This window comes from Glycomyces albidus, assembly GCF_009451885.1.
Lineage (GTDB): Bacteria > Actinomycetota > Actinomycetes > Mycobacteriales > Micromonosporaceae > Glycomyces > Glycomyces albidus.
This window is the reverse complement of the sequence record NZ_WIAO01000047.1, coordinates 1-22,658: the sequence shown is the minus strand read 5'-3', so window position 1 is coordinate 22,658 and position 22,658 is coordinate 1. Positions and strand designations below refer to the sequence as shown.

Sequence of the window (22,658 nt, the reverse complement as noted above, 5' to 3'; positions counted from 1 at the left end):
GAACGCCAAGGGCGTCAAGGTGTTTTCAGGCGGTCGCGATCGCGCGGAGCCGGTCGAGGGTGACGCCGTCGAGGGTGGTGAGGCGGTAGGCAGGCAGGTCGGCGGGGAGGGCGACCTCGCTGGGGATGGCGAAGGTGACCGCGCCTGCAGCGAGCGCGGATTCGCTGCCGGAGCGGGAGTCCTCGAGGACGATGCTGCGGGTGATGTCGACGCCGAGCTTGGCGGCGGCGGTGGCGTAGGGCTCGGGGTCGGGTTTGCGCGCCTGGACCTCGTCGCCGCAGATGATGACGTCGAAGTTGGCGGGGTCGAGGGTCTGGAGCAGCACCTCGGTGAGTTCGCGCGGGGTGGAGGTCACGAGCGCGGTGGGGATGCCGGCGCGGCGGACTTCGCGGAGGAGTGCTTCGGCGCCGGGCTTCCAGTCGACGCCGTCGGCGAAGAGCCGCTTCATGCGGGTGCGGAGCCAGGCGACGTGTTCGGGGGTGCTCTCGAGCGGGAGGCCGAGGTCGTCGAGGAGCAGGATGACCGAGGCGTCCTCGTTCGAGCCGACCATGCGGTCGCGGACTTCGGGGCGGAGGGTGCCGCCCAGGAGGACGGCGAGCTCTTCGAGGGCGACGTCCCACTTCGGCTCGGAGTCGAGGAGGGTGCCGTCCATGTCGAAGAAGACGGCCTGCGGGAACGCGTCCTCCGGGGGCAGGTCGTTCAGTTGCTCGGTCACGCCTAGAACGGTATCGGGGCCGGGGGCGTGGACGGTGGTTTCGCCCGTTCCGGGCGAGGAGGCTCACAGCCTTCGGGGGCGTTCGTTCGGCGGCGGGCAGCGGCCGGCCGGATCCGTCGGTGCGGCACCCGGGCCCGTCGAATGCGTCGACGCGGGGCGGGTCCCTTGGTCCGCTCGCCGCGCGGGACCGCGGCTCGCGGGCGTCGCCCGGGCCCGTGTACCGGTCGGTCGGCCATGCGGCCGGCGAACGGACCGGTCTTAGGCGAGGCCGGCGCGGTGGTGGCGGCGGCACAGGACGGTGTAGGAGTCCATGTCGCCGACTTCGACGAGGTCGCCGGAGAAGACCATGACACCGTCGCGGACGCGGGCGTTGTGGGTGCCGCGCTCGCCGCACCAGCAGTTGACGCGCACGGGGAGTTCTTCGACGCGGTCGGCGAGTTCGATGAGGCGCTGCGAGGCCGGGAAGAGGCGGCCGAGGAAGTCGGTCTTGAGGCCGAAGGCGTAGACGTCGAGGCCGAGTCCGTCGACGGCGTCGGCGAGGTGGTTGATCTGCTTGGGCGCTTCGAGGAACTGGACCTCGTCGACGATGACGTACGGGGGCCGGATGAGGGCGAGGTCGTCGTAGATGTCGAAGCCGGGTTTGACCTCGCGGGCTTCGTGGTGGAGGCCGAGGCGGCTGGAGACGACGCCTTCGCCGCCGCGGTCCATGGAGGTGTAGACGACGCCCTGTCCTCCGAGGGAGTGGTGGTACTGGAGGGCGAGGGTGGACTTCCCGGCGTCCATGACGCCGAGGTAGGCGACGAGTTCGTGCGACATGGGCCTATGGTGCCGGGCGGGCGGCGCGGTGGTGAACGCGGCTCCTCGGCTGGTGCCCGGCGCCGCAGGGGCGCCGGGCACTCACCGGGGCTGTTTCGCGCTCTCGGCGACGCCCGCGGAGCCGTAACTTCGCGTTGAAGTAGCTCGCCTCGGGGTGGTGGAGGACGATCGCGTCGGTGGACTGCTCCGGGTGGAGCTGGTCCCCTTCGGACAGTTCGACGCCGATGCGGTCGGCGCCGAGGAGGTCGACGAGGGTGGCGCGGTCGGCGAGCTCGGGGCAGGCCGGGTAGCCGAAGGAGTAGCGGCAGCCCCGGAAGTCGACGTCGAGGATGCCCTTGAGGTCGTCGGGGTCGGCGTCGGCGACGGTGCCGCCGCTGGGGAGGACCCATTCGCGCCGCATGCGGCGGTGCCAGTACTCGGCGAGGGACTCGGTGAGCTGCACGGTCAGGCCGTGGACTTCGAGGTAGTCGCGGTAGGCGTTGGCCTGGAAGAGCTCGTTGGTGTACTCCGAGACCTTGGAGCCCAAGGTGACGAGCTGCATGCCGAGGACGTCGAGCTGCTCGCCGTCCTTGGCGCGGAAGAAGTCCGCGAGGCACAGCCGCCGGCCCTGCCGCTGGCGCGGGAAGGTGAAGCGGGCGCGTTCGGCGTGGCCGTTCTCGTCGAGGACGACGAGGGTGTTGCCCTCGGCGTAGGCCGGGAAGTACGCGTAGGCGACCTTGGCTTCCAGGACGTTGTCGGTGGCGAGGCGGTCGAGCCAGTAGCGCAGGCGCGGGCGGCCCTCGGTCTCGACGAGCTCCTCGTAGGAGGGTCCGTCGCCGCGGGTGGGCTTGAGGCCCCACTGGCCGAGGAAGGTCGCGCGCTCGTCGAGCAGCGCGGCGTACTCGGACGTCTGGATGCCTTTGACGACGCGCGAGCCGTAGAACGGCGGGACCGGGATCTCGACGTCGGTGGCGACGTCGGAGCGCACGGACGTGTCGTCGAGGTCCGGGAGGGTCTCGGCGACGAGCGTGGCCTGCTTCGCGCGGCGCTGCCGGCGCAGGGCGATCTTCGCGTCCTTCTCGGGGTCCGAGATCGGAACGCCGGTCCTGCGGGCGGTCATGACCTTGTTCATGAGGTCGAGGCCCTCGAACGCGTCGCGCGCGTAGTGGACCTGGCCGCCTTCGAACATCTCGCGCAGGTCGTCCTCGACGTAGGCGCGGGTGAGGGCGGCGCCGCCGAGGAGGACGGGCCAGCGCCGGTGGAGGCTGCGGGCCATCATCTCGGCGAGGTTGTCCTTCATGATCACGGTCGATTTGACGAGCAGGCCGCTCATGCCGATGACGTCGGCGTCGTGCGCTTCGGCGGCGTCGAGGATCGCGTTGATCGGCTGCTTGATGCCGAGGTTGACGACGGTGTAGCCGTTGTTGGACAGGATGATGTCCACCAGGTTCTTGCCGATGTCGTGGACGTCGCCGCGGACGGTGGCGAGGACGATGGTGCCCTTGTCGGTGGAGTCGGCCTTGTCCATGTGGGGTTCGAGGTGCGCGACGGCGAACTTCATGGCCTCCGCGGACTGGAGGACGAACGGGAGCTGCATCTGGCCGGAGCCGAAGCGGTCGCCGACGACCTTCATGCCTTCGAGGAGGTGGTCGTTGATGATGTCGAGCGGGCGCCGGCCTTCGGCCATGGCGGCGTCGAGGTCGGTGTCCATGCCGTTCTTGTCGCCGTCGATGATGCGCTGGGCGAGGCGCTCGCCGAGCGGGAGGGCGGCGAGGGCTTCGGCGCGGGCCTCCTTGGAGCCGGCGAGGCTGACGCCGTCGAAGATCTCGATGAGCTTCTGGAGCGGGTCGTAGTCCTCGGTGCGGCGGTCGTAGACCATGTCGAGGGCGACCTGCTGCTGCTCCTCGGGGATCGAGGCCATGGGCAGGATCTTGGAGGCGTGGACGATCGCGCTGGTGAGGCCGGCCTCGACGCATTCGTTGAGGAACACGGAGTTGAGGACCTGGCGGGCGGCCGGGTTGAGGCCGAACGAGATGTTGGAGATGCCGAGGGTGAAGTTGACGCCGGGGTAGCGGCGGGCGATCTCGCGGATGGCCTCGATGGTCTCGAGCCCGTCGCGGCGGGTCTCCTCCTGGCCGGTGGAGATGGGGAAGGTGAGGGCGTCGACGAAGATGTCCTCGATCTTCATGCCCCAGTTGCCGGTGAGGTCGTCGATGAGGCGGGAGGCGACGCGGACCTTCCAGTCGCGGTCGCGGGCCTGGCCCTCCTCGTCGATGCAGAGGGCGACGACGCCGGCGCCGTGTTCGGCGACGAGGGGCATGATGCGCCGGTAGCGGGAGTTCGGGCCGTCGCCGTCTTCGAAGTTGACGGAGTTGACCACGCATTTGCCGCCGAGGGCTTCGAGGCCGGCTTCGACGACGTCGGGCTCGGTGGAGTCGAGCATGATCGGGAGGGTCGAGGCGGTGGCGAAGCGGGAGGCGAGGACCCTCATGTCCTCGGCGCCGTCGCGGCCGACGTAGTCGACGCAGAGGTCGAGGAGGTGGGAGCCGCCGCCGGCCTGCTCGCGGGCGATCTCGACGCAGCGGTCGTAGTCGGCGGCGAGCATGGCGTCGCGGAAGGCCCTGGAGCCGTTGGCGTTGGTGCGCTCGCCGACGTTGAGGATCGAGGCGTCCTGGCGGTAGGGCACGTGGTGGTAGGAGGAGGAGACGCCCGCTTCGGGAACGGGCGTGCGCTCCTTGGGCTTGACGAGGTCCTCGGGAGCGCCGGTGCCGTCAGGGGCGCTGAGGCGGGCGCGGACGGCGCGGATGTGGTCGGGGGTGGTGCCGCAGCAGCCGCCGACGAGGTTGACGCCGAAGTTCTTGACGAACTCCTCGTGGGCGTCGGCGAGCTCTTCGGGGGTGAGCGGGTAGACCGCGCCGTTCGGGCCGAGCGTGGGCAGGCCGGCGTTGGGCATGACCGAGATCGGGACGGGCGAGTGGCGGGAGAGGTAGCGGATGCTCTCGCTCATCTCGTCGGGGCCGGTGGCGCAGTTGAGGCCGATGATGTCGATGCCGAGGGCGGCGAGGCTGGTGAGGGCCGCGCCGATCTCGCCGCCGACGAGCATCGTGCCGGTGGTCTCGACGGTGACCTGGGCGATGATCGGGATCTGGGTGCCGAGCTGCGCGTTGGCGCGCTTGGCGCCGATGACGGCGGCCTTGGCCTGGAGGAGGTCCTGGGCGGTCTCGACGAGAAGCGCGTCGGCGCCGCCTTCGATGAGCCCGGCCGAGCATTCCTCGTAGTGGTCGCGCAGGAGCGCGAACGGCGCGTGGCCGAGGGTGGGCAGGCGGGTGCCGCCGCCCATGGAGCCGAGGACGAAGCGGGGCCATTCGGGGGTGGTGTACTCGTCGGCCTTCTGCCGGGCGAGGGTCGCGGCGGCGCGGGCGATCTCGCGGGCGCGGTCGGTGATGTCGTACTCGACGAGGCCGCCGTAGTTGGCGTTGAAGCTGTTGGTCTCGATGCAGTCGGCACCGGCCGCGAGATAGGCGTCGTGGATGCCGAGCACGATGTCGGGCCTGGTCAGGCTCAGGATGTCGGAGAGGCCCTCGTGGCCGTCGTAGTCCTCCATCGTCGGGTCGAAGGTCTGGAGCATCGTGCCCATGCCCCCGTCGGCGATGACGACGCGGCGGCTCAGGACATCGAGGAACAGGCTCTTCTCAGACACGGGTCCTAGGGTACTTGCGGGTGCCGCCAAGTGGGAAGGGCGTTTCACAGGTTGGGCATCGGGGCGGGCGAAGATCACACGGGGACGAATAGGATTCAGGGTATGGATCCTCTCGTCCTCATCGCGACCGCGTTCATCGGATCGTTCATTCAGTACTGGATCATCCGGCTCGCCGTCCGCCATGCACTCGAAGACGCGGACGAGCGGAGAAACGGCACTGGCCCCGACGACGCCCGGCGGCGTAGCATCGGGTCGTAATGGCCCCCGCCAGAGAGGAACCCCGATGGACACCGTCGACAGTCGCCTGTGGACCGAAGTCACCGATCCCGAGAAGCTCAGGGAGATCGTCGGGGAGGTCAAACCCCAGGCGGCGCAGAAGGAGCGGATGAGGCTCCACCAGCGCGACCGCGAATGGCTGGCGGTCTCGCCGTACGTCGTCGTCGCGACCTCCGACGCCGAGGGCAACTGCGACGCCTCACCGAAGGGCGACCCGGCCGGCAAGCTCGTTCACGTCCTCGACGACGCGACGATCGCGATCCCCGAGCGCAAGGGCAACCACCGCGTCGACGGCTACCACAACGTGCTCGCGAACCCGCACGCCGGACTGCTCTCGCTGATCCCCGGCCGCCGGGAGACGCTGCGGATCAACGGGCGCGCCCGAGTGGTCTCGGACGCGCCCTTCTTCGACGACATGGTGGTCAAGGGCCATCGGCCGGTGCTGGCGCTGGTGGTCGAGATCGACACGATCTACTTCCACTGCGGCAAGGCGTCGATGCGCTCAGGGCTGTGGAAGCCCGAGACGTGGACGCCCGACGCCCTGCCGTCGCACGCGCAGATGGTCAAGGAGACCCAGACGGTCGACAAGACCCTCGAAGAGCTCGTCGAGTACTACGGCGAGACGTACGCGAAGCAGCTCTACTAGCCCTTCCCGGCGTCGGCCTTCATCCGCTCGATCATGTCGTCGTCGCAGTTCTCCCAGAACTCGCCGACGACGTCCTCGAGCCGGTCCATCGAGCCCGCGTCGAACAGCTTGTCCTGGTAGTGGGTGATGTCGTAGTCGATGGTGCCCATGGTGACCAGGTCGAGCGGCAGGATCGTCATGTCCCGGAACTCGTCGATCTCGCCGTACGAGGAGCAGATGCCGGCGCCGTACGCCTTGAGGCCGTCCGGCTCGCTGATCACCCCGAATTCGAGGGTGAACCAGAAGACGCGGGAGACGAACTCGAGCGCCTCCTCGGAGTGGACGCGGCGGGCGGCGTCCCCGGCGGCGCGGTACAGGGCGGCGAAGCGGGGGGCGGCGAGGGCGTTGGCGTGGCCGATGACCTCGTGGATCACGTCCGGTTCCGGCGTGTACAGCGGGACGGAGTGGTGGCGGATGTACTGGGTGGCGTGGAACTTCCCGTCGGCGAGGACGCCGTAGAACTCGCGCAGCGGCACCAGGCCCGCGGCGGGCAGGTAGCTGAACCCGGTCAGGGGCTCCAGGAGTTCGGAGACCTCGTGGAGCTGCGGGATGTGGTCGGCGGGGAGCTTGAGCCGCTCGGCGCCCTCCAGGTACTCGCGTGCGGCCAGGGCTTGATGCTTGACGGCCAGTTCCGCACTGACCAGCCGCCAGATCTCGTGTTCGGCATCGGTGTAGGAGACGGTCGGCATGGGTAGGCCGGGCCTCCAGTCCAATGCGAGTGCCGCGATGGCGTTGCGCCGCTCGCGGTATTCGGCGTCCGCGAAGCCCGGGTGGGTCTCACCCAGCTCCACGACGACCGTGCCGTCAGCGCCGGTGTTGACCGGCGCGAAGTACTGTCCTTCTTCGAACATGCCTCCAGTCCACCAGGTGGGACGCCACCTGTCAACGCAGTCGAGATGATCCGCAGGATCCAGGGGGCGCAGTCGAAGGATTCAGGAAGCGCAGCCGAAGGACCCAGGGGGCACGGCCGCAGGACCCAGGAGGCACACCAGAACGATCCCGCAGCTCAGCTCGAGGATCCGAGCTGGTCGGTCGCCGGAACCCCGGGGCGCTCGGCCCCAGGATCCGGGCCGTTCAGGAGGCGAAGCGCAGTTTCGCGGGCGTCTCGGCGGGGGCCGATTTGCCCAGGAACGCGCGGCGCATCCCGTGGAAGCCGTTCCGGTCGTCGAACATGTCGCGCGCCATCTCGGCCAGCTCGATCGTCCGGTAGTACGACAGCGGCTTCGACTCGGCGCGGCGGCGGGCCTTCGCGGCGAACATGCGTCCGCGCGTGACCGGGTCGTTGTAGCCGAGGGCGACCGCGCGCAGCCAGCGCTGGAACTCGTCCCAGTCGCGGGGCCCGACGGCGCCGATGAGGCCCATGTGCGCGGCCGCGGACGCCGACACCGGCAGCTTGTCGCCCAGGAGGCGGGCGGCGGCCTGCTCGCCGACGCGGTCGGCGACCGACCAGGTGTGCAGCTCGGAGCCGAAGATGCCCATGTCGTAGTACGGGTTGAGGACGACCCCGTCGCGGGCGACGTTGACGTCGGCGCACAGGCCGGCCATGACGCCACCGGCGCCGGCGTTCGCGGTGAACGCGGCGACGGTGAGCTGGTCGGCGCCGGCGATCGCCTCGCAGAGGTCGTCGATGGCGTTGATGTTGTCCCAGGCCTCGGCGGCGGGGTCGGGGGCGGCGTCGATGACGCCGAGGTGGATGCCGTTGGAGAAGGCGTGCTCGGTGCCGGTGAGGACGAGGATGCGGGTGTCCTCGGCGAGGGCCTTCTCGACCGCCTGGGTCAGGCGGCGGCACTGCTCGGTGTGCATGGCGCCGTTGTAGGAGCGGATCTGGAGGAACCCGATGTCGCCTTCGCGGCGGTAGGCGGTCTCGGCGATCGCGGCGGGCGCCGGCTTGAACGGGGCGTCCTTGGGGTCGATGACCATCGACGCGGGGAGCTTGGGGCCGCGGCGGCGGTCGAGGACGGCGGCGTAGCCGACCCAGAGGGTGCCCCTGCCGGTGGCGAAGGCGAGTGCCTCGGCGTCGCGGCCCACGATCGTGCCGGGTTCGGCGCCGGTGTCCTCGTCGGTCACGGCCGCGTCGAACAGGCAGTAGCCCTGCCCGTTGAGTTCGGCGGGCGCGCCGGGGGCGCCGTCGGCGGCGGCGATGCGGCGGGCGAGGTCGTCGGCGGGGGCGCGCCAGTCGAGCGCGAACGCGGGGCGGCGTAGCAGCGGGAGCTCACCGGTGCCCGGAACGGCGCGCGGGTGCTCGTCGGCGGGCCTGGGCCGCTCCCCCGCGGCGACCTTGCGGACGACGGCGGCGACGCAGTCCATGGCCGCGTCGGCGACGCGGCTGTTGTACAGCGCGGACTTGGTGATGCCGGCGGGGACGTCGAAGGTGAAGGAGGCCCAGACCGGGCCGGCGTCCATCTCCTCGACCGCGGAGAGCGCGGTGACGCCCCAGCGCGGGCTCATGCCCAGGAGCGCGTGGTCGAGTGACGAGGGACCGCGGTCGCCGACCGGGCCGGGGTGGACGATCACGGTCGTCCACCGGCGCCACACGTCCTCGGGGACCCGGTGCTTGAGGAACGGGCAGAGGATGAGGTCGGGGTCGACCCGCTCCACCGCCGCGGTCAGCGACTCGGGGGTCTGGTGGGCCGGGGCGAGTTCCACGCCGACCTCGTGTCCCTGTTCGCGGAGGGTGCACCAGACACGCTGAGTGAGTCCGTTGAATCCGGACGCCAGCAGCAGGATCTTCAATTCGACTCCAGGAGGATGGGGAGTCGGCCACGCTCAGTGAAAAGCGTACCGATACTCGGCATTTCGCACAATCAGCGCGTGCAGTCTATGCCGAGCAATCCTCCGATCGTGTCGCGGGCGAGGGCCGGTGCCGAAGGGTCCTCGCCACCTGCGGAGAGGGTCTCCTCGGCCCAGGCGTCGATCACGGAGAGTGCTCCTGGGGTGTCGAGATCGTCGGCGAGGCGCTCGCGGACCGCCGTGAGGACGGCCCCGGCGGGGACGGCGAGTTCGCGGGAGGCGGCCTCGCGCCAGCGGCCCAGGCGCAGTTCGGCCTCGGCGAGCACGGCGGCGCTCCACTGCCGGTCGGACCGGTAGTGCTGGGCCAGGAGGGCGAGCCGCACGGCCGCGGGGTCGACGCCTTCGGCGCGGAGCTTGGAGACGAACACGAGGTTCCCCAGGGACTTCGACATCTTCTCGCCGTCGAGGCCGATCATGCCGGTGTGGACGTACGCGTTCGCGAAGGGCCGCTTGCCCGTCAGGGACTGCGCGTGCGCGGCGGACATCTCGTGGTGCGGGTAGATCAAATCCGAGCCGCCCCCTTGGACGTCGATCTGCTCGCCGAGGTAGTCGATGGCGATGCAGGTGCACTCGATGTGCCAGCCGGGCCGGCCGGGGCCGACCTCGGTCTCCCAGGAGGGCTCGCCGTCGCGCGGCGCGTTCCACAGGACCGGGTCGAGCGGGTCGCGCTTGCCTTCGCGGTCGGGGTCGCCGCCGCGCTCGCGCGCGTAGCGGAGCATGGTCTCGCGGTCGTAGTTCGACTCCGAGCCGAACCCCGGCTCGGACTCGACGGCGTAGTAGACGTCACCGGAGTCGTGGCGGTAGGCGGCGCCCTTGGCGAGGAGCTGCGCGACGGCCTTGCCGACCGAGGGGACGGACTCGACGGCGCCGATGTAGTGGCGGGGCGGGAGGACGCCCAGGGCCTCCATGTCCTCGCGGTAGAGCGCGGTCTCGCGCAGGCCGAGGACCTGCCAGTCGGTGCCGTCACGCTCGGCCCGCTCGAACAGCGGCTCGTCGACGTCGGTGACGTTCTGCGCGTAGTTCACGTCCAGGCCCTGGTCGAGCCAGTAGCGGTGGACGAGGTCGAACGTGATCATCGTGGCGGCGTGGCCCAGATGCGTCGCGTCGTACGGAGTGATGCCGCACACGTACATGGTCGCGCCCTCGGCGTCGGGGGCGACCGTCTCGCGCGGCTCCCCGGTGGCGGTGTCGTGGAGGCGCAGGGCGGGGCCGTGGCCGGGCAGGGCGGGTACGTGCGGTGCGGTCCAGGATTCCATGCCCGTGATCCTATTTCGGAAACCGGCCGACCGGCCAGCGCGAAGCGGGACCGGATCGGACTCGCATGCGCACCTGAGGCTTTCCCGTGATTCACGTTGGATGTACCTTGTGAACTCATGGAACGCCGACCACTTGGACGCAGCGGCATCGAGGTCTCCTCCCTCGGCCTGGGGACCATGACGTGGACCACCGATGAAGCGGGCCTCGAGGACGCGGCCGCGCAGCTCCAGACGTTCGTGGAGGCCGGCGGCACGCTCGTGGACACCGCCGACGTGTTCGGGCAGGGCATGGCCGAGGCGGCGATCGGCCAGCTCATCGGCAAGGTGGTGGCCCGGTCCGAGCTGCACATCGCGACCAAGGCCGGCGTGCGCACCGACGGCGCCCCGCGCAAGCGGGACACCTCGCGCGGATGGCTCATGCGGTCGCTGGAGGGTTCGCTGCGGCGGCTGGGCACCGATTACATCGACCTGTGGATCCTGCACGTGTACGACCCGGACACGCCGCTGGAGGAGACGATGTCGGTCCTCGACAGCGCGGTCGCCAGCGGGAAGGTCCGGTACGTGGGCCTGTCGAACCACACCGGCTGGCAGACCGCGCGGGCGTACGCGTGGCAGGCGGCGTGGCCCGGGCGCACGCCAATCGTGGCGAGCCAGGTCGAGTACTCGCTGCTCCAGCGCGGCGTCGAGCGGGAGGTCCTGCCGGCGTGCCTGGCGATGGAGCTGGGCGTGCTGGCCTGGTCGCCGCTGGGCCGGGGCGTGCTCACCGGCAAGTACCGGTTCGGGCGGCCCGCCGATTCGCGGGCGGTGTCGGCGCAGTGGTCGCGGTTCGCGGGCGCGTACCTGGACGAGCGGTCGGCGGGGATCGTGGAGGCGTGCGCCACGGCCGCCGAGGGGCTCGGCGTGAGCCCCCTGGAAGTGGCGCTGGCGTGGGTGCGCGACCAGCCGGGCGTGGCCTCGGCGATCGTGGGCGCGCGGAACGCGACGCAGCTTCGGGCGTCGCTGGCGGCCGAGCAGCTCTTCCTGCCGCCGGAGATCCGCCTGGCACTGGACGACGTCTCGGCGCCGACGGTCGGATACCCCGAAAGCTATTGAGCCGCAGGCGGTCTCCCGCCTGCGGCTCGATGCCGTTCCCGCTCGCGGGGGCGGCTACCCCTGGTCGCCGCCCATGGAGGCGATCCACTCGTCGACGCGGCGCTCGCCCTCTTCGCGGGAGACGTCCTCGACGCGGGTCATGATCGACCAGCGGCGGCCGAACGGGTCGGCGATGGAGGCGTACCGGTCCCCGGTGAGGAACACCGAGGGCTCTTCGCGGACGGTCGCCCCCGCTTCGACGGCCTTGGCGTAGACGGCGTCGCAGTCCTCGACGTAGAGGACGAGCGAGGCGGTGATGTGCTCGGGGTCGGGCTCGGCCATCCCCCACGCCTCGTTGACGTCGCCGAGCTGGAGGATCGAGTCGCCGATCTGGAGCTCGCAGTGGGCGACGGTGCCGTCGGGCATGTCGTTGCGGGTCAGCACCCGCGCACCGAAGACCTCGCCGTACCAGTCGATCGCCTTCGCGGCGTCCTTGACGACGATGAACGGCGTGATCGAGTGGTAGCCCTCGGGGATCGGATTCACTGTTGTTTCGCTCATGTCCCCCAGTCTGGTCGAGCCGGGTAGGGCTCGCTTGTAAAAAAGCGACGGACCCCGGCGCTATGTTTCAGGGCATGGACGGACCGACCGCGAGCGACAAGGGCATGCTGCGGCCGCAGGAGGCGGCGAACCACATCGACCTGCGGCGGTACCCGGTGACCGGGCCGCTCGCGACGTACGTGGAGCGGTTCTGGTCGGTGCGCTGGGACCTGCCGGAGGGGTCGTCGTACGAGTCGGTGCTCATCCCCCACCCGTGCGTGAACCTCAGCTTCATGCCCGTGCTCGGCGCGGAGGTCCACGGGCCGGGCCTGGCGGTCGCGCGGCACCCGCTCACCGGCGCGGGCCGGGTGTTCGGGGCGAAGTTCCGCCCGGGCGGGTTCACGGCGTTCACCGGGATCGAGGCCGCCGCGTTCGCGGACTGGGTGGCCGGCGCGGCGACGGTCTTCGGCCCGGAGGTGGACGAGTTGAACGCGGTCGTGATGAGCGGCGGCGACGGGGACGCGGTCGCCCTGGTGTCGCGGTTCCTCGTCGACCGGATGCCCGGCGCGGTCGAGGAGCGCTACGAGGAGCTGCTGCGGATCGTCACCGCGATGCTCGAGGACCGGTCGATCACCCGGGTGGACCAGGTGGCGTCGCGGTTCTTCATGTCGCAGAAGTCGCTCCAGCGGCTGTTCCAGGCGTACATCGGGCTCGGCCCGAAGGCCCTGATCTGCCGGTACCGGATCCACGACGCGGCCGACCGGCTCGCGGCCGACCCCGGCGTGGACCTGGCCCGGCTCGCCGCGGCGCTCGGCTGGTCGGACCAGGCCCACTTCACGCACGACTTCAAGGACCTCATCGGGTTCCCGCCGGCCGAGTACGCGGCGCAGTGCGCCTCGGCCGGGCGGGAACTCGTCATGGCGCACCGGTGACGGCACCGGAGTCCATCTCCAGGCGCCGGCCCTCGAACGAGGCCCGGAGCCTGCGGTCGTGGCTGACCAGGACCACCGTGCCGGTGTAGGACGCGAGGGTCTCCTGGAGTTCCTCGGCGAGGACCGGCGACAGGTGGTTGGTCGGCTCGTCGAGCAGCAGGACGTCGACCGGCCGGGACACGAGCCGGGCGAGCTCGAGGCGGCGGCGCTGGCCCGTGGACAGGGCCGCGACCGGTGTCCCGAACTGCTCGGGTGCGAACAGCCCCAGGGCGAGGAGCGCCTCGGCGTGCTCGTCGAGGGTGCCGACGCGGCCTTCGGCGAAGGCCCGTAGGACCGAGGTGCGTCCCGAGCCGGGCCCGGCGAGCTGGCGCAGGTGGCCTACCGCGCCGGTGCGTTCGACCGCCCCCTCGTCGGGTTCGAGCTCGCCGGCGAGGACCCGCATGAGCGTGGTCTTGCCCGCGCCGTTGGGCCCGGTGACGAGGACGCGTTCGCCCCTCGCCACGGTCAGCTCGGGGACCTTGAGCCGGTCGCCGACCCGGACGCCCTCGAGCCGCAGCGCGGGGCCGTCGGACTCGGCGGTGGCCGCGGTCAGTGCCGGCGTGAACCGGAGCGGTTCGGGCGGCGGTGCGACCGCGTTGGCGCGCAGGCGTTCGAGCTGCTGCTTGGCGACCTTGATGCGGCTCTGGGCACCGTGGCTGCGGCTGCGGGCGCGGAAGGCCCCGGTGGACATGTTCGCCATCGGCAGTTTGCGCGGGATGGCGCCCGCGCGGCCGGCGTTGGCGTCGACGATGCCCTGCTGGCGTTCGACCTCGGCGCTCCACTGCTCGTACGCGGCCTGGGCCTGCTGCCGTTCGGTCTCCTTCGCGGTGAGGTAGCCGGCGTAGCCGTTGCCGTATCGGCGGGCGGCGCGGTCGGCCACTTCGATCATGGTGGTGGTGACGGCCTCCAGGAAGGCCCGGTCGTGGGTGACGGCCACGACGGTGCCTGACCAGTCCCGCAGCTGCGCCTCGAGCCATGCCACGGCCGCGTCGTCGAGGTCGTTGGACGGCTCGTCGAGCAGCAGCAGCGCCGGCTTGGACGCGAGGGTCGCGGCCAGCATGAGCCGCGAGCGCTCCCCGCCCGAGAGGGTCCCGAGCGGGCGGGTGCGGTCGAGCCCGGGCAGGCCGAGCGCGGCCAGCGCCAGGTCGACGCGGAGGTCGGCGTCCCAGCCGTCGCGGGCTTCGAAGCGCGCGAGGAGGTCGGCGTAGCGTTCGGCGGCCTCCGGGTCGTCGGCGAGGGCCTGCTCGGTCTCGCGCATGGCGGCCTCGATCTCGCGGAGGTCGGCCAGGGCGAGGTCGATCGCGTCGGCGACGGTGCGGTCGGCGGGCAGGTCGAGCTGCTGCGGCAGGTATCCGACGCCTCCCGGGGAGGTGACGGTGAGTTCGCCGTTGTCGGGTGCTTCGACGCCGGCGAGGAGCCGGAGCAGGGTGGACTTGCCGGAGCCGTTGTCGCCGACGACGCCGAGGCGTTCGCCGGGTCGGATGGCGAAGCTCACGCGGTCGAGGACGAGGTGGTCGGCGTAGCGCTTGGTGATGTCTACAAGGGATAGGTGTACATGGCGGAGCATGCGGGCGCCTCCAGAGCAGTCTGTCGAGAAGGGAGTGAGGGCACGCGGGATCGAAGCGCAGTGCTTCGGGATTTCGAGAGGCGTGCCGCGGCGGTCGTCGCGGAGCTCGGCTCGACGCGGTGACCTGGCTGCTTCTAGAGGAAGTAAATCAACATCGCGAACGATTGTAAGCCGGTTCGCGGGCGGCTGTCCAGGGCGCGGCGGAGCCCGGGTCGGTGAGCGTGCTCACCGACCCGGGTTCGGGCGCGGGTCTAGGACTTCGAGACGAACCGGTCCATGGCGTCGACGCCGAACCGCAGGCCCGAGAGCGGGACGCGCTCGTCGATGCCGTGGAACAGGGCGGTGAAGTCGAGGTCGGCGGGGAGTTTGAGGGGCGCGAAGCCGAAGCAGCGGATGCCGAGGGTCGCGAACGCCTTGGCGTCGGTGCCGCCCGAGAGCATGTACGGGACGGTGCGGGCGCCGGGGTCGGCGAGGCGGATGGCCTCGGCCATGGCGTCGACGAGGGCGCCGTCGAAGGAGGTCTCGTAGCCGGGCTGGCGGATCTCGTACTCGAAGTCGATCCCGGCGCCGGCGAGCTCTTTGAGCGTCGCCTCGAGCTCGTCGTTGCGGCCCGGGAGGGACCGGCAGTCGATGACGGCTTCGGCGGTGGAGGGGATGACGTTGGTCTTGTAGCCGGCGTCGAGGCGGGTCGGGTTGGCGGTGTTGCGGAGGGTCGCGCCGACGAGGCGGGCGATCGGGCCGAGCTTGGCGACGGCCTCGTCGGGGTTCTCGGGGTCGAACTCGACGCCGGTGAGCTCGGAGACCGACTCCAGGAACTGCCGGACCGTGGGGGTCATCTCGACGGGGAACCGGTGCTGGCCGATGTTCGCGACGGCGCGGGTCAGGCGGGTGACGGCGTTGTCGTCGTGGAGCATCGAGCCGTGGCCGGGGCGGCCGGTGGCGCGCAGGCGCAGCCAGTCGAGGCCCTTCTCGGCGGTCTGGACGACGTAGACGCGCAGGTCGTTCGGGAGGGTCATGGAGAAGCCGCCGACTTCGCCGACCGCTTCGGTGACGCCTTCGAAGACCTCGGGGTGCTGCTCGACCATGAAGCGGGCGCCGTAGTCGGAGCCGGCCTCTTCGTCGGCGGTGAAGAGGAGGACCAGGTCGCGCGGGGGGACCTTGCCGGTGCGCTTCCAGTCGCGAACGAGGGCGAGGAGCATCGCGTCGAAGTCCTTCATGTCGACCGCGCCGCGGCCGAAGAGGTAGCCGTCCTTGATCTCGCCGCTGAAGGGGTGGACGGTCCACTCGCCGGCTTCGGCGGGGACGACGTCGAGGTGGCCGTGGAGAAGGAGGGCCCCACGGGCGGGGTCGGCGCCGGGGAAGCGGCAGGCGACGGAGGCGCGGCCGGGGGCGGATTCGTAGATCTTGGGTTCGAGGCCGACTTCGGCGAGCTTCTCGGCCACGTATTCGGCGGCGGCGCGCTCCCCCTTCGCGGTCGCGTTGTCGCCGGTGTTCGTCGTGTCGATGCGGATCAGGTCGCGGGCGATCTCGACGACTTCGTCCTCGGGGCGGGGGTTCGCGGTTTCAGCCATCTCTGATTTCTATCAAGCCCGCGTGCCGGTCCGCACCGAGCGGTGGCGGGAGTCGCAGTGTTCACTCCCGCCACCGGGGTGCGTCAGACGGCGGCCTGCGCCAGGCGGCGGGCGCGGGCCTTCTTGCGGCGCTTGGCGACGATCGGGCCCGCCAGGCGCGGTGCGAGCGGGCCGACGGCCGCGAGGATGAGGACGTACGCGGCGGCGGTCGATCCGAGCTGCGAGTCGAGTCCGGCCGCGACGCCGAGGCCGGCGATGACGATCGAGAACTCGCCTCGCGGCAGGAGGACGAGCCCGGCTCTGAGCTTGCCGGTGAACGCCGAGCCGCTCCTGCCCGCGGCCCACCAGCCCGTGGCGAACTTCGTGGCGATCGTGACGGCCGCGAGGGCGAGGGCGACCGGCAGCACCGGTGGCAGCGCCGTCGGATCGGTCTCGAGCCCGAAGTTGACGAAGAAGATGGCGGCGAACAGGTTCTTGAGCGGTTCGAGGGTCTCCTCGGCCTGCCGCGACACCTCGCCGGAGAGGGCCATGCCGACGATGAACGCGCCGACGGCGGCCGAGACGTGGACCTGCTCGGCGAGGCCGGCGATGACCAGGACGATGCCCATGACCTTGAGGAGCAGGATCTCGTCGTTGGGTGAGGCGAGGAACCGGGAGAGGAGGTGCCCGCATTTGGAGGCGACCAGGAACGCGCCCGCGACGGCGAGGAGCGCGATGCCCAGGCCCCACGCGGCCTGCGTGAACGCGAGGCCGGCCAGGAGCGTGGTGAGGATCGGGAGGTAGAGCGCCATGATCATGTCCTCGGCGACGAGCAGCGCGAGGACCGTGGGGGTCTCGCGGTTGCCGAGCCAGCCGAGGTCGGACAGGACCTTCGCGATGATGCCGGAGGACGACACGTAGGTGACGCCGCCGAACACGACGGCCGCGACCGGGCCCCAGCCGAGGATGAGCGCGCACGCGACGCCGGGGGCGGCGTTGAGCACGAGGTCGACGACGGCGCCGGTCCAGGAGGTCTTCATCGTCCCGAGCAGTTCGCGCGGGGTGTACTCCAGGCCGAGGGTGAACAGCAGCAGGACGACGCCGACCTCGGCGCCGACGTCGAGGAAGCCGGTGATCGCGTGCATCTCGTAGATGCCGCCGTGGCCGAAGGCGAGTCCGGCGATGAGGTAGAGCGGGATGGCGGAAATGCCGGCCTTGCCGGCGATGGCTCCGAGGAGTCCGAGGGCTCCTACGAGGAGGCCGAGTTCGAGGAGGAGCTCGACGGTTCCGTGCATTACTCGATGCCCTGGAGGATCTTGTCCACGCCGTCGACGGCCTCCTGCGTCCCGATGGTCACCAGGCGGTCGCCCACGTGGAGGATCGCCGAGGGCGGCGGGCCGGTCTCGACGCCGTCGGTGCGGACGATCGCGACGATCGAGGCGCCGGTGCGGGTGCGGGCGCGGGTGTCGCCGAGGGGGCGCTCGGCGTACGGGCTGGTCGCGCCAACCTTGAGCTGCCGCGAGACGAGGTTGTCGATCTCGTGGTGGAGGCGGTTGAGCTTCTCGACGATGCGGGCGCCGCCGAGGAGCTCGCCGATCGCGGCCGACTCGTCGGCCGAGAAGACGATGCAGTCGAGCATCGAATCGGGATCGTCGGGGTCGTAGATGATGAAGTCCCGGCGGCCCTCGCGGTGGGCGACGATGCCGAGGCGGACCCCGCGCTTGGTCTCGAATTCGAACCGCACGCCGATCCCGGGCAACTCGGTGCGCTCCACGTCCACTGCTGATCACTCCTCTTGTGTGGGATACGCACCGAACCGTACATCACCGGGCGCGGCTGCAACCTGCACACCGGCGGGCCCCGGAACGGACTCCGGCCCCGGCGTCGCCGCCGGGGCCGGACGGGGGCGTTCGCTACAGGCCCGAGCTCATGGACTCGGGGTCCTCGACGTTCAGGGTGACGGCGTCGGAGGCGGCGACGCCGGCCTGGTTGGCCAGGTCGAACATCTTGCGGCCCATCCGGGCGTGCGCCTGGACCACCGGGTGGGTGGCGCCGTAGTTGCCCCAGTTGGTGGCGGACTGGGACATGAACGAGTAGACGAGGATCGGCACGCCGCTGGTGTTGTAGACGACGCCGGACTCGTTGCGCTCGGCGTCGTCGGCGCCGTACTTCATGGCGACGCGGGCCCGCTCGGCCGAGGACATGTTGCGGCGGAAGCCGTCGTGGTAGCCCGAGAGTCCCTTGAGGACGTTGAGGAAGAAGCGGGTGGAGCCCGTGGACAGCAGCTGCCCCATGGCGAGCCGGTGCAGCAGGTCGTTGGTCTCGGCCGTGCTGGTGACGCCCAGCCCCATCCGGTTGGGGTTGGTGGCGCTGGGGACGACGCGGGTGACCTCGAAGCCCTTCGCGGCCAGCGTCTCGTTGATCTCCGCGGGCGGGCAGACCAGACCGCACAGCCGCACCGAGGTGTTGTCGGAGGTCAGGAGCATCGCGACGAGGATGTTCGCCACCGTGAGCTCGTCGCCGTAGGCGGTCTGGTGGAAGTAGAACCCGGAGCCGGTGAGGATGATGTCCGAGGTCAGGGTGACCCGGTCGTCGAGCGCGAGCTCGCCGCGGTCGATCTTGTCGAGCACCGCGAGCGCGATGCCGAGCTTGTTGACGCTCGCGGCGGTCTTGGCCGCCGCCGAATCGTGGTCGACGGCCGTGGTCGCCGTGCCGCCGTTGAGGAGGGTGACCTTGGCCTGCCAGGTGCCGCCGGCCTTCGCGGACTCGGTCTCGTAGACGGCCCTGATGGCCGCGGCGGTGTCCTGGACGGCGGCCGTGGCGGCCTGGCCGTGCGCCGCGGAGGCGCTTGCGAGGACGGTGCCCGCGGCGGTGACGGCGGCTCCGAGCTTGACTACATCGCGTCGCTGCATGATGGCCTTTCGTTGGGTCGCAACAGGGGTGTCGCGTATGTATACGTCCTGTGCGGTGCGGGCGGTTGCCGCGCCGGCCCGGTCCGCGGCCTCAGAGTCCCGCGAGGAGGCGGACGGCCAGGTCGCGGCGGCCCTCGGCCGCGAGGAGTCCGGCGGGCGCCAGGCGGTAGTCGGCGTCGACGGTGAAGCGGGCGCCCTTCGGGGGCCGCACGCCGCCGGAGGTGTCCGCGCCGACGGCCTCGCGGAGCCACTCGGCGGCGCCGGGGTCGCGGCGGAGGATCCCGCCGGAGCCGACGACGGTGCCGACGCCGGCCAGGTCCTTGCCGCCGCGCAGCGGCTCGGTGGGGCCGCCGATGCGCTCTCCGCGGGCGTGGCGGCGCACCGCGATCCGGGCGGCGAGCGCGCTGAGCTCGCGGTCGAAGCCGCGTTCGCGGTCGGTCTCGGCGCGGAATCCGGGGTCGGCGGTGCGGGTGCGGGCGGCTTCGGGGAGGTCCCGGTGGGTCGGGAGGTCCTCGTCGGCGGCGGCCTCGGCGATGCCGGCGGCGGTGTGGCGGACGCCGAGGTCGCCTTCGACGGTGCGCGAGCGCCAGGCGGTGCCGGCGACTTCGGCGCGGGGGCCTTGGCGTTCGGCGTCGGGGGTGAGGACGGAGTAGACGTCGGTGGTGGCGCCGCCGACGTCGACCACGAGGAGGTCGCCGGTGCGTTCGGCGAGGATCTCCACGCCGGTGAGGACGGCGTCGGGGGTGGCGGCCTTGACCATGGCGGTGAAGTCGGCGCTGGCCGAGAGGTGCTTGCCGGCGATGACGTGCCGGAGGAAGACCTCGCGGAGCGCGGTGCGGGCGGGGACGGGGTCGAGGGAGCCGATGCGCGGCAGGACGTTGCCGACGGCGGTGACCGGGATGCCGGCGGCCTCCAGGAGGGCGGTCACGTCGGCGGCGGCGTTCGTGTTGCCGGCGAGGACGACCGGGGTCCGCGGGCCGCGCTGTGCAGAAGCACTGGCGGCGAGGTCTTTCGCGTGGGCGCGGAGGGCGGTCTCGTCGCCGCCGTCGGTGCCGCCGGCCAGGAGGATGACGTCGGGGCGGGCGGCGGCGAGGTCGGCGAAGTCGCCGGGGTCGAGGTGTCCGGCGCGGACGTCGACGACGCGGGCGCCGGCGCTGAGTCCGGCCCGGTAGGCGGCGCGGGCGGTGACCAGGGGTTCGTTGCCGACGACGGCGAGGCGCAGGCCGCCGCCCGCGGAGGAGCACACGAGGGTCTCGACGATGGCGGCGCCCTTCGGGAGTGCGGCGTCGGCGGCGGCGCGGAGGCCGTCCATGACGTCGGTGCCGAGGGTGGTCGGGTGTGCGGCGGCGCCGAGGAGCGCGCCGGTGTCCGCGTCGACGGCGGCGGCCTTGGTGTAGGTCGAGCCGACGTCGACGCAGACGATCGCGCCGGTCACGGTTGCGCCGCTCCGGGGACGACCACGGTGCCGGTGGCCGTGGTGGCGACGATGGGTTCGTCGAGCACGCGGGCGGCGGAGTCGCCGCGTTCGGGGTCGGCGCGGCAGACCACGGTGAGGGTGAAGTCGACGGTGCGGCTGCGGGTGCCGGTGCGCACGACGACGGCGGTGGCCTCGACGACGTCGCCGGCCTTGACGGGCGCCTTGAACTGGACGTCCGAATAGGACGCGAAGAGTCCTTCGTCGCCGTCGGTGAGGATGCACAGCTCGGTGGCGACGTCGCCGAACATGCCGAGCCCGTAGGCGCCGTCGACGAGGTCGCCGCCGTAGTGGGCGTGGCCGTAGGGGATGTAGCGGCGGTGGGTCACGGTGGTGCCGTTGTGGTCGGTCATGCGGTCTCCCTGCTGAAGACGAGTCGGTGGACGAGGTAGGACGCGACGTCGGAGGGGGTGGTGCCGCGGGTGAAGACGCGGTCGACGCCGAGGTCGGCGGCGGCGCTCTCGTCGAAGCGGGGGCCGCCGACGACCAGCAGCGGGCGCCTGCCGGGCGGCAGCGCCTCGCGGAAGGCCGCCGACATCTCGCGGGTGTTGTGCAGGTGGGCGTCCTTCTGGGTGACGACCTGGCTGACGAGGACCGCGTCGGCGCCCTCCTCGACGGCGCGGTTGACGAGGTCGGGCACGGCGACCTGCGCGCCGAGGTTGACCACGCGCAGTTCGCGGTAGTACTCCAGGCCCTTCTCCCCCGCGACGCCCTTGATGTTGAGGATCGCGTCGATGCCGACGGTGTGCGCGTCGGTCCCGATGCAGGCGCCGACGACGCAGAGCTTGCGGCCGAGCTTCTCGCGGACGGCGTCGTTGACCTCCTTGGGGCTCAGGTGCGGGTAGTCGCGTTCGACGACCTTGACATCGTCGAGGTTGACCAGGTGCGTGGTCGCGCCGTAGACGACGAAGAAGGTGTAGGACTCGCCGATGGCCTTGGCGTGCACGAGCATCGCGCCGTCGAGGCCCATCTTGGCGGCGAGCTGGAGGGCGGCGCCCTCGGCGCGCTTGTCGTGCGGGACGGGCAGGGTGAAGGACATCTGGACCATGCCGTCGCCGGTGGTGTCGCCGTAGGGGCGGACGATGCGGCTCATCGGGCGGGCTCCTTGTCGGCGTCGAGGACCTCTGCGGCGGGGTTCCAGTAGTCGTCGGCGCGCTTCGCGACGCCGTCGAGGCCGCGGCCGCCGTCGGCGGGGCGCTTCATGATGCCGAAGGTGCCGTCGGCGATGGCGTCGAGGAGCCCGTCGTCGACGATCCGTTCGAGCAGGTCGACGGCTTCGCCGAGCACCTGGTTCGCGCGCCGGGCGATGAACCCGTCCGGGGGCGGGCGGAAGTCCTCGGCGAGGCCGGCGCACGCGTTGAGGACGTAGCGCACGTTCTGGAGCGCGATGTCGCGGTCGGACAGCCAGGGGGTGACGACCGCTTCGGTCATCATGCCCACCAGGAGGATCGACTGGCCGGTCATGACTCCGGCGAGGTTGAAGAAGCCGTCGAGGAGGTTGCCGCGGAACACGTCGCCGGTCATGTGCTTGGTCGGCGGCATCCACTTCAGCGGAGCGTCCGGGAACAACTGGCGGGCCAGCAGGGCGTGCGCGAGCTCGAGCCGGAACGACTCGGGGAGGTCCGGGTTGATCTCGAAGGCGTGGCCCAGGCCCAGGAGGCGGTCGGGGAGGCCGGCCTCGTGGGCGAAGCGCTCGTTGAGGAGCTGGGAGACGGTGACGGTGTGCGCGGCCTCGACGGCGTCGGCGGTGGTCAGGTAGTTGTCCTCGCCGGTGTTGATGATGATCCCGGCGCGGGCGTGGACCTGGCGGCTGAAGCGCTGGTCCACGAAGGTGCGAATCGGGTTGATGTCGCGGAACAGGATGCCGTACATCGAGTCGTTCAGCATCATGTCGAGCCGGTGCATGCCCGCCAGCGCGGCGATCTCGGGCATGCAGAGGCCGGACGCGTAGTTGGTGAGGCGGATGTAGCGGCCGGTCTCGCGGGAGGTCTCGTCGAGGGCGGCGCGCATGAGCCGGAAGTTCTCGCCGGTGGCGTAGGTGCCGGCGAAGCCTTCGCGGGTGGCGCCTTCGGGGACGTAGTCGAGGAGGGACTGGCCGGTGGAGCGGATGACGGCGATGACGTCGGCGCCGGCCCTGGCGGCGGCCTGGGCCTGCGGGATGTCCTCGTAGATGTCGCCGGTGGCGACGATGAGGTAGATCCAGGGCCGCTGGGGCGGGTCGCCGATCTCGGCGACGAGCCGGTCGCGCTCGGCGCGGGCCGCGTCGATGCGGTTGAAGCCGCGGCCGACGGCGGCGCGGGCGCGTTCGCGTGCGGTCTCGGCGTCGCGGCCGGCGGGCAGCGCGAAGCGGGCGCCG

At 71.4% G+C, this 22,658-nt stretch carries 19 protein-coding genes and 1 pseudogene; 4 read left to right on the top strand and 16 right to left on the bottom strand.

Features of this window, described 5'->3' with window-relative positions:
• Window positions 1-25 precede the first annotated feature (25 nt).
• The 3 genes and pseudogenes from GFD30_RS23745 to metH form a co-directional block, all read right to left on the bottom strand.
• A complete protein-coding gene (locus GFD30_RS23745) occupies window positions 26-715 on the bottom strand; it encodes an HAD family hydrolase (RefSeq protein WP_322633558.1) in 690 nt (229 codons plus the stop codon).
• Window positions 716-973: 258 nt separating this feature from the next.
• On the bottom strand, window positions 974-1,531 hold the full coding sequence (locus GFD30_RS23740) for a thymidine kinase (RefSeq protein WP_153027638.1): 558 nt from the start codon (window positions 1,529-1,531) through the stop codon (window positions 974-976).
• 127 nt (window positions 1,532-1,658) lie between these two features.
• Window positions 1,659-5,210: pseudogene (gene metH / locus GFD30_RS23735) on the bottom strand (methionine synthase); the annotation flags it as partial.
• 102 nt (window positions 5,211-5,312) lie between these two features.
• On the opposite strand from metH, the gene GFD30_RS26450 reads away from it, so the two are divergent.
• Both GFD30_RS26450 and GFD30_RS23730 read left to right on the top strand, forming a co-directional pair.
• A complete protein-coding gene (locus tag GFD30_RS26450; RefSeq protein WP_194202090.1) occupies window positions 5,313-5,468 on the top strand; it encodes a hypothetical protein in 156 nt (51 codons plus the stop codon).
• A 25-nt stretch (window positions 5,469-5,493) separates the two neighbouring features.
• Window positions 5,494-6,132 carry a pyridoxamine 5'-phosphate oxidase family protein gene (locus GFD30_RS23730; RefSeq protein WP_153027636.1) on the top strand — a complete coding sequence of 213 codons (639 nt, stop codon included), beginning with the start codon at window positions 5,494-5,496 and terminating at the stop codon, window positions 6,130-6,132.
• Here the strand turns inward: GFD30_RS23730 and GFD30_RS23725 are convergent.
• From GFD30_RS23725 to mshC, 3 genes are all read right to left on the bottom strand, one after another.
• The gene (locus GFD30_RS23725; RefSeq protein WP_153027635.1) at window positions 6,129-7,022 is read right to left on the bottom strand and encodes a phenylalanine 4-monooxygenase; all 894 of its coding nucleotides are present in this window, start codon (window positions 7,020-7,022) and stop codon (window positions 6,129-6,131) included. The two genes, GFD30_RS23730 and GFD30_RS23725, sit on opposite strands and share 4 nt — an antisense overlap.
• A 223-nt stretch (window positions 7,023-7,245) precedes the next feature.
• Entirely contained in the window at window positions 7,246-8,904 is a 1,659-nt protein-coding gene (locus GFD30_RS23720) for an enoyl-CoA hydratase-related protein (RefSeq protein WP_153027634.1), read from the bottom strand.
• 71 nt (window positions 8,905-8,975) lie between these two features.
• Entirely contained in the window at window positions 8,976-10,217 is a 1,242-nt protein-coding gene (gene mshC, locus GFD30_RS23715; protein WP_153027633.1) for a cysteine--1-D-myo-inosityl 2-amino-2-deoxy-alpha-D-glucopyranoside ligase, read from the bottom strand.
• Between the two features lie 117 nt (window positions 10,218-10,334).
• Here mshC and GFD30_RS23710 point away from each other — a divergent pair, with 117 nt between their 5' ends.
• Complete coding sequence (locus GFD30_RS23710; RefSeq protein ID WP_153027632.1) at window positions 10,335-11,309, top strand: aldo/keto reductase; 975 nt, start codon at window positions 10,335-10,337, stop codon at window positions 11,307-11,309.
• A 54-nt stretch (window positions 11,310-11,363) separates the two neighbouring features.
• Here GFD30_RS23710 and GFD30_RS23705 read toward each other — a convergent pair whose 3' ends face one another.
• Window positions 11,364-11,849, bottom strand: coding sequence for a VOC family protein (locus tag GFD30_RS23705; RefSeq protein ID WP_153027631.1), 486 nt, complete (start codon window positions 11,847-11,849; stop codon window positions 11,364-11,366).
• Between the two features lie 74 nt (window positions 11,850-11,923).
• On the opposite strand from GFD30_RS23705, the gene GFD30_RS23700 reads away from it, so the two are divergent.
• Window positions 11,924-12,760: an AraC family transcriptional regulator gene (locus GFD30_RS23700; RefSeq protein ID WP_153027630.1), complete on the top strand. Its 837-nt coding sequence runs from the start codon at window positions 11,924-11,926 to the stop codon at window positions 12,758-12,760.
• Here GFD30_RS23700 and abc-f read toward each other — a convergent pair.
• The 9 genes from abc-f to kamD all read right to left on the bottom strand — a co-directional run.
• Window positions 12,744-14,366 carry a ribosomal protection-like ABC-F family protein gene (abc-f, locus tag GFD30_RS23695; protein WP_153027629.1) on the bottom strand — a complete coding sequence of 541 codons (1,623 nt, stop codon included), beginning with the start codon at window positions 14,364-14,366 and terminating at the stop codon, window positions 12,744-12,746. The two genes, GFD30_RS23700 and abc-f, sit on opposite strands and share 17 nt — an antisense overlap.
• A 251-nt stretch (window positions 14,367-14,617) precedes the next feature.
• Complete coding sequence (locus GFD30_RS23690; protein WP_153027628.1) at window positions 14,618-15,937, bottom strand: M20/M25/M40 family metallo-hydrolase; 1,320 nt, start codon at window positions 15,935-15,937, stop codon at window positions 14,618-14,620.
• 83 nt (window positions 15,938-16,020) lie between these two features.
• A complete protein-coding gene (locus tag GFD30_RS23685; RefSeq protein WP_153027627.1) occupies window positions 16,021-17,211 on the bottom strand; it encodes a cation:proton antiporter in 1,191 nt (396 codons plus the stop codon).
• Entirely contained in the window at window positions 17,211-17,696 is a 486-nt protein-coding gene (locus GFD30_RS23680) for a cation:proton antiporter regulatory subunit (RefSeq protein WP_322633557.1), read from the bottom strand. Before GFD30_RS23680 ends, GFD30_RS23685 begins: the two co-directional genes overlap by 1 nt.
• Before the next feature lie 133 nt (window positions 17,697-17,829).
• The gene (locus tag GFD30_RS23675) at window positions 17,830-18,828 is read right to left on the bottom strand and encodes a serine hydrolase (RefSeq protein ID WP_153027626.1); all 999 of its coding nucleotides are present in this window, start codon (window positions 18,826-18,828) and stop codon (window positions 17,830-17,832) included.
• A gap of 91 nt (window positions 18,829-18,919) precedes the next feature.
• Window positions 18,920-20,263: a glutamate mutase L gene (locus GFD30_RS23670; protein ID WP_322633556.1), complete on the bottom strand. Its 1,344-nt coding sequence runs from the start codon at window positions 20,261-20,263 to the stop codon at window positions 18,920-18,922.
• On the bottom strand, window positions 20,260-20,655 hold the full coding sequence (gene kal / locus GFD30_RS23665) for a 3-aminobutyryl-CoA ammonia lyase (protein ID WP_153027625.1): 396 nt from the start codon (window positions 20,653-20,655) through the stop codon (window positions 20,260-20,262). Before kal ends, GFD30_RS23670 begins: the two co-directional genes overlap by 4 nt.
• A complete protein-coding gene (gene kamE / locus GFD30_RS23660; RefSeq protein ID WP_153027624.1) occupies window positions 20,652-21,395 on the bottom strand; it encodes a lysine 5,6-aminomutase subunit beta in 744 nt (247 codons plus the stop codon). The genes kal and kamE overlap by 4 nt, the downstream gene beginning before the upstream one ends.
• Window positions 21,392-22,658: lysine 5,6-aminomutase subunit alpha (gene kamD, locus GFD30_RS23655; protein ID WP_153027623.1), on the bottom strand; the 1,267-nt coding region annotated here is incomplete at its 5' end. The genes kamE and kamD, both read right to left, overlap by 4 nt.

Bases quoted from the DNA above. Each gene is read 5' to 3' on its own strand.
- GFD30_RS23740 (WP_153027638.1), bottom strand. From the start codon at position 1,531: ATGTCGCACGAACTCGTCGCCTACCTCGGCGTCATGGACGCCGGGAAG.
- GFD30_RS26450 (WP_194202090.1), top strand. From the start codon at position 5,313: ATGGATCCTCTCGTCCTCATCGCGACCGCGTTCATCGGATCGTTCATT.
- GFD30_RS23730 (WP_153027636.1), top strand. From the start codon at position 5,494: ATGGACACCGTCGACAGTCGCCTGTGGACCGAAGTCACCGATCCCGAG.
- GFD30_RS23725 (WP_153027635.1), bottom strand. From the start codon at position 7,022: ATGTTCGAAGAAGGACAGTACTTCGCGCCGGTCAACACCGGCGCTGAC.
- mshC (WP_153027633.1), bottom strand. From the start codon at position 10,217: ATGGAATCCTGGACCGCACCGCACGTACCCGCCCTGCCCGGCCACGGC.
- GFD30_RS23710 (WP_153027632.1), top strand. From the start codon at position 10,335: ATGGAACGCCGACCACTTGGACGCAGCGGCATCGAGGTCTCCTCCCTC.
- GFD30_RS23705 (WP_153027631.1), bottom strand. From the start codon at position 11,849: ATGAGCGAAACAACAGTGAATCCGATCCCCGAGGGCTACCACTCGATC.
- GFD30_RS23700 (WP_153027630.1), top strand. From the start codon at position 11,924: ATGGACGGACCGACCGCGAGCGACAAGGGCATGCTGCGGCCGCAGGAG.
- abc-f (WP_153027629.1), bottom strand. From the start codon at position 14,366: ATGCTCCGCCATGTACACCTATCCCTTGTAGACATCACCAAGCGCTAC.
- GFD30_RS23690 (WP_153027628.1), bottom strand. From the start codon at position 15,937: ATGGCTGAAACCGCGAACCCCCGCCCCGAGGACGAAGTCGTCGAGATC.
- GFD30_RS23685 (WP_153027627.1), bottom strand. From the start codon at position 17,211: ATGCACGGAACCGTCGAGCTCCTCCTCGAACTCGGCCTCCTCGTAGGA.
- GFD30_RS23675 (WP_153027626.1), bottom strand. From the start codon at position 18,828: ATGCAGCGACGCGATGTAGTCAAGCTCGGAGCCGCCGTCACCGCCGCG.
- kal (WP_153027625.1), bottom strand. From the start codon at position 20,655: ATGACCGACCACAACGGCACCACCGTGACCCACCGCCGCTACATCCCC.
- kamE (WP_153027624.1), bottom strand. From the start codon at position 21,395: ATGAGCCGCATCGTCCGCCCCTACGGCGACACCACCGGCGACGGCATG.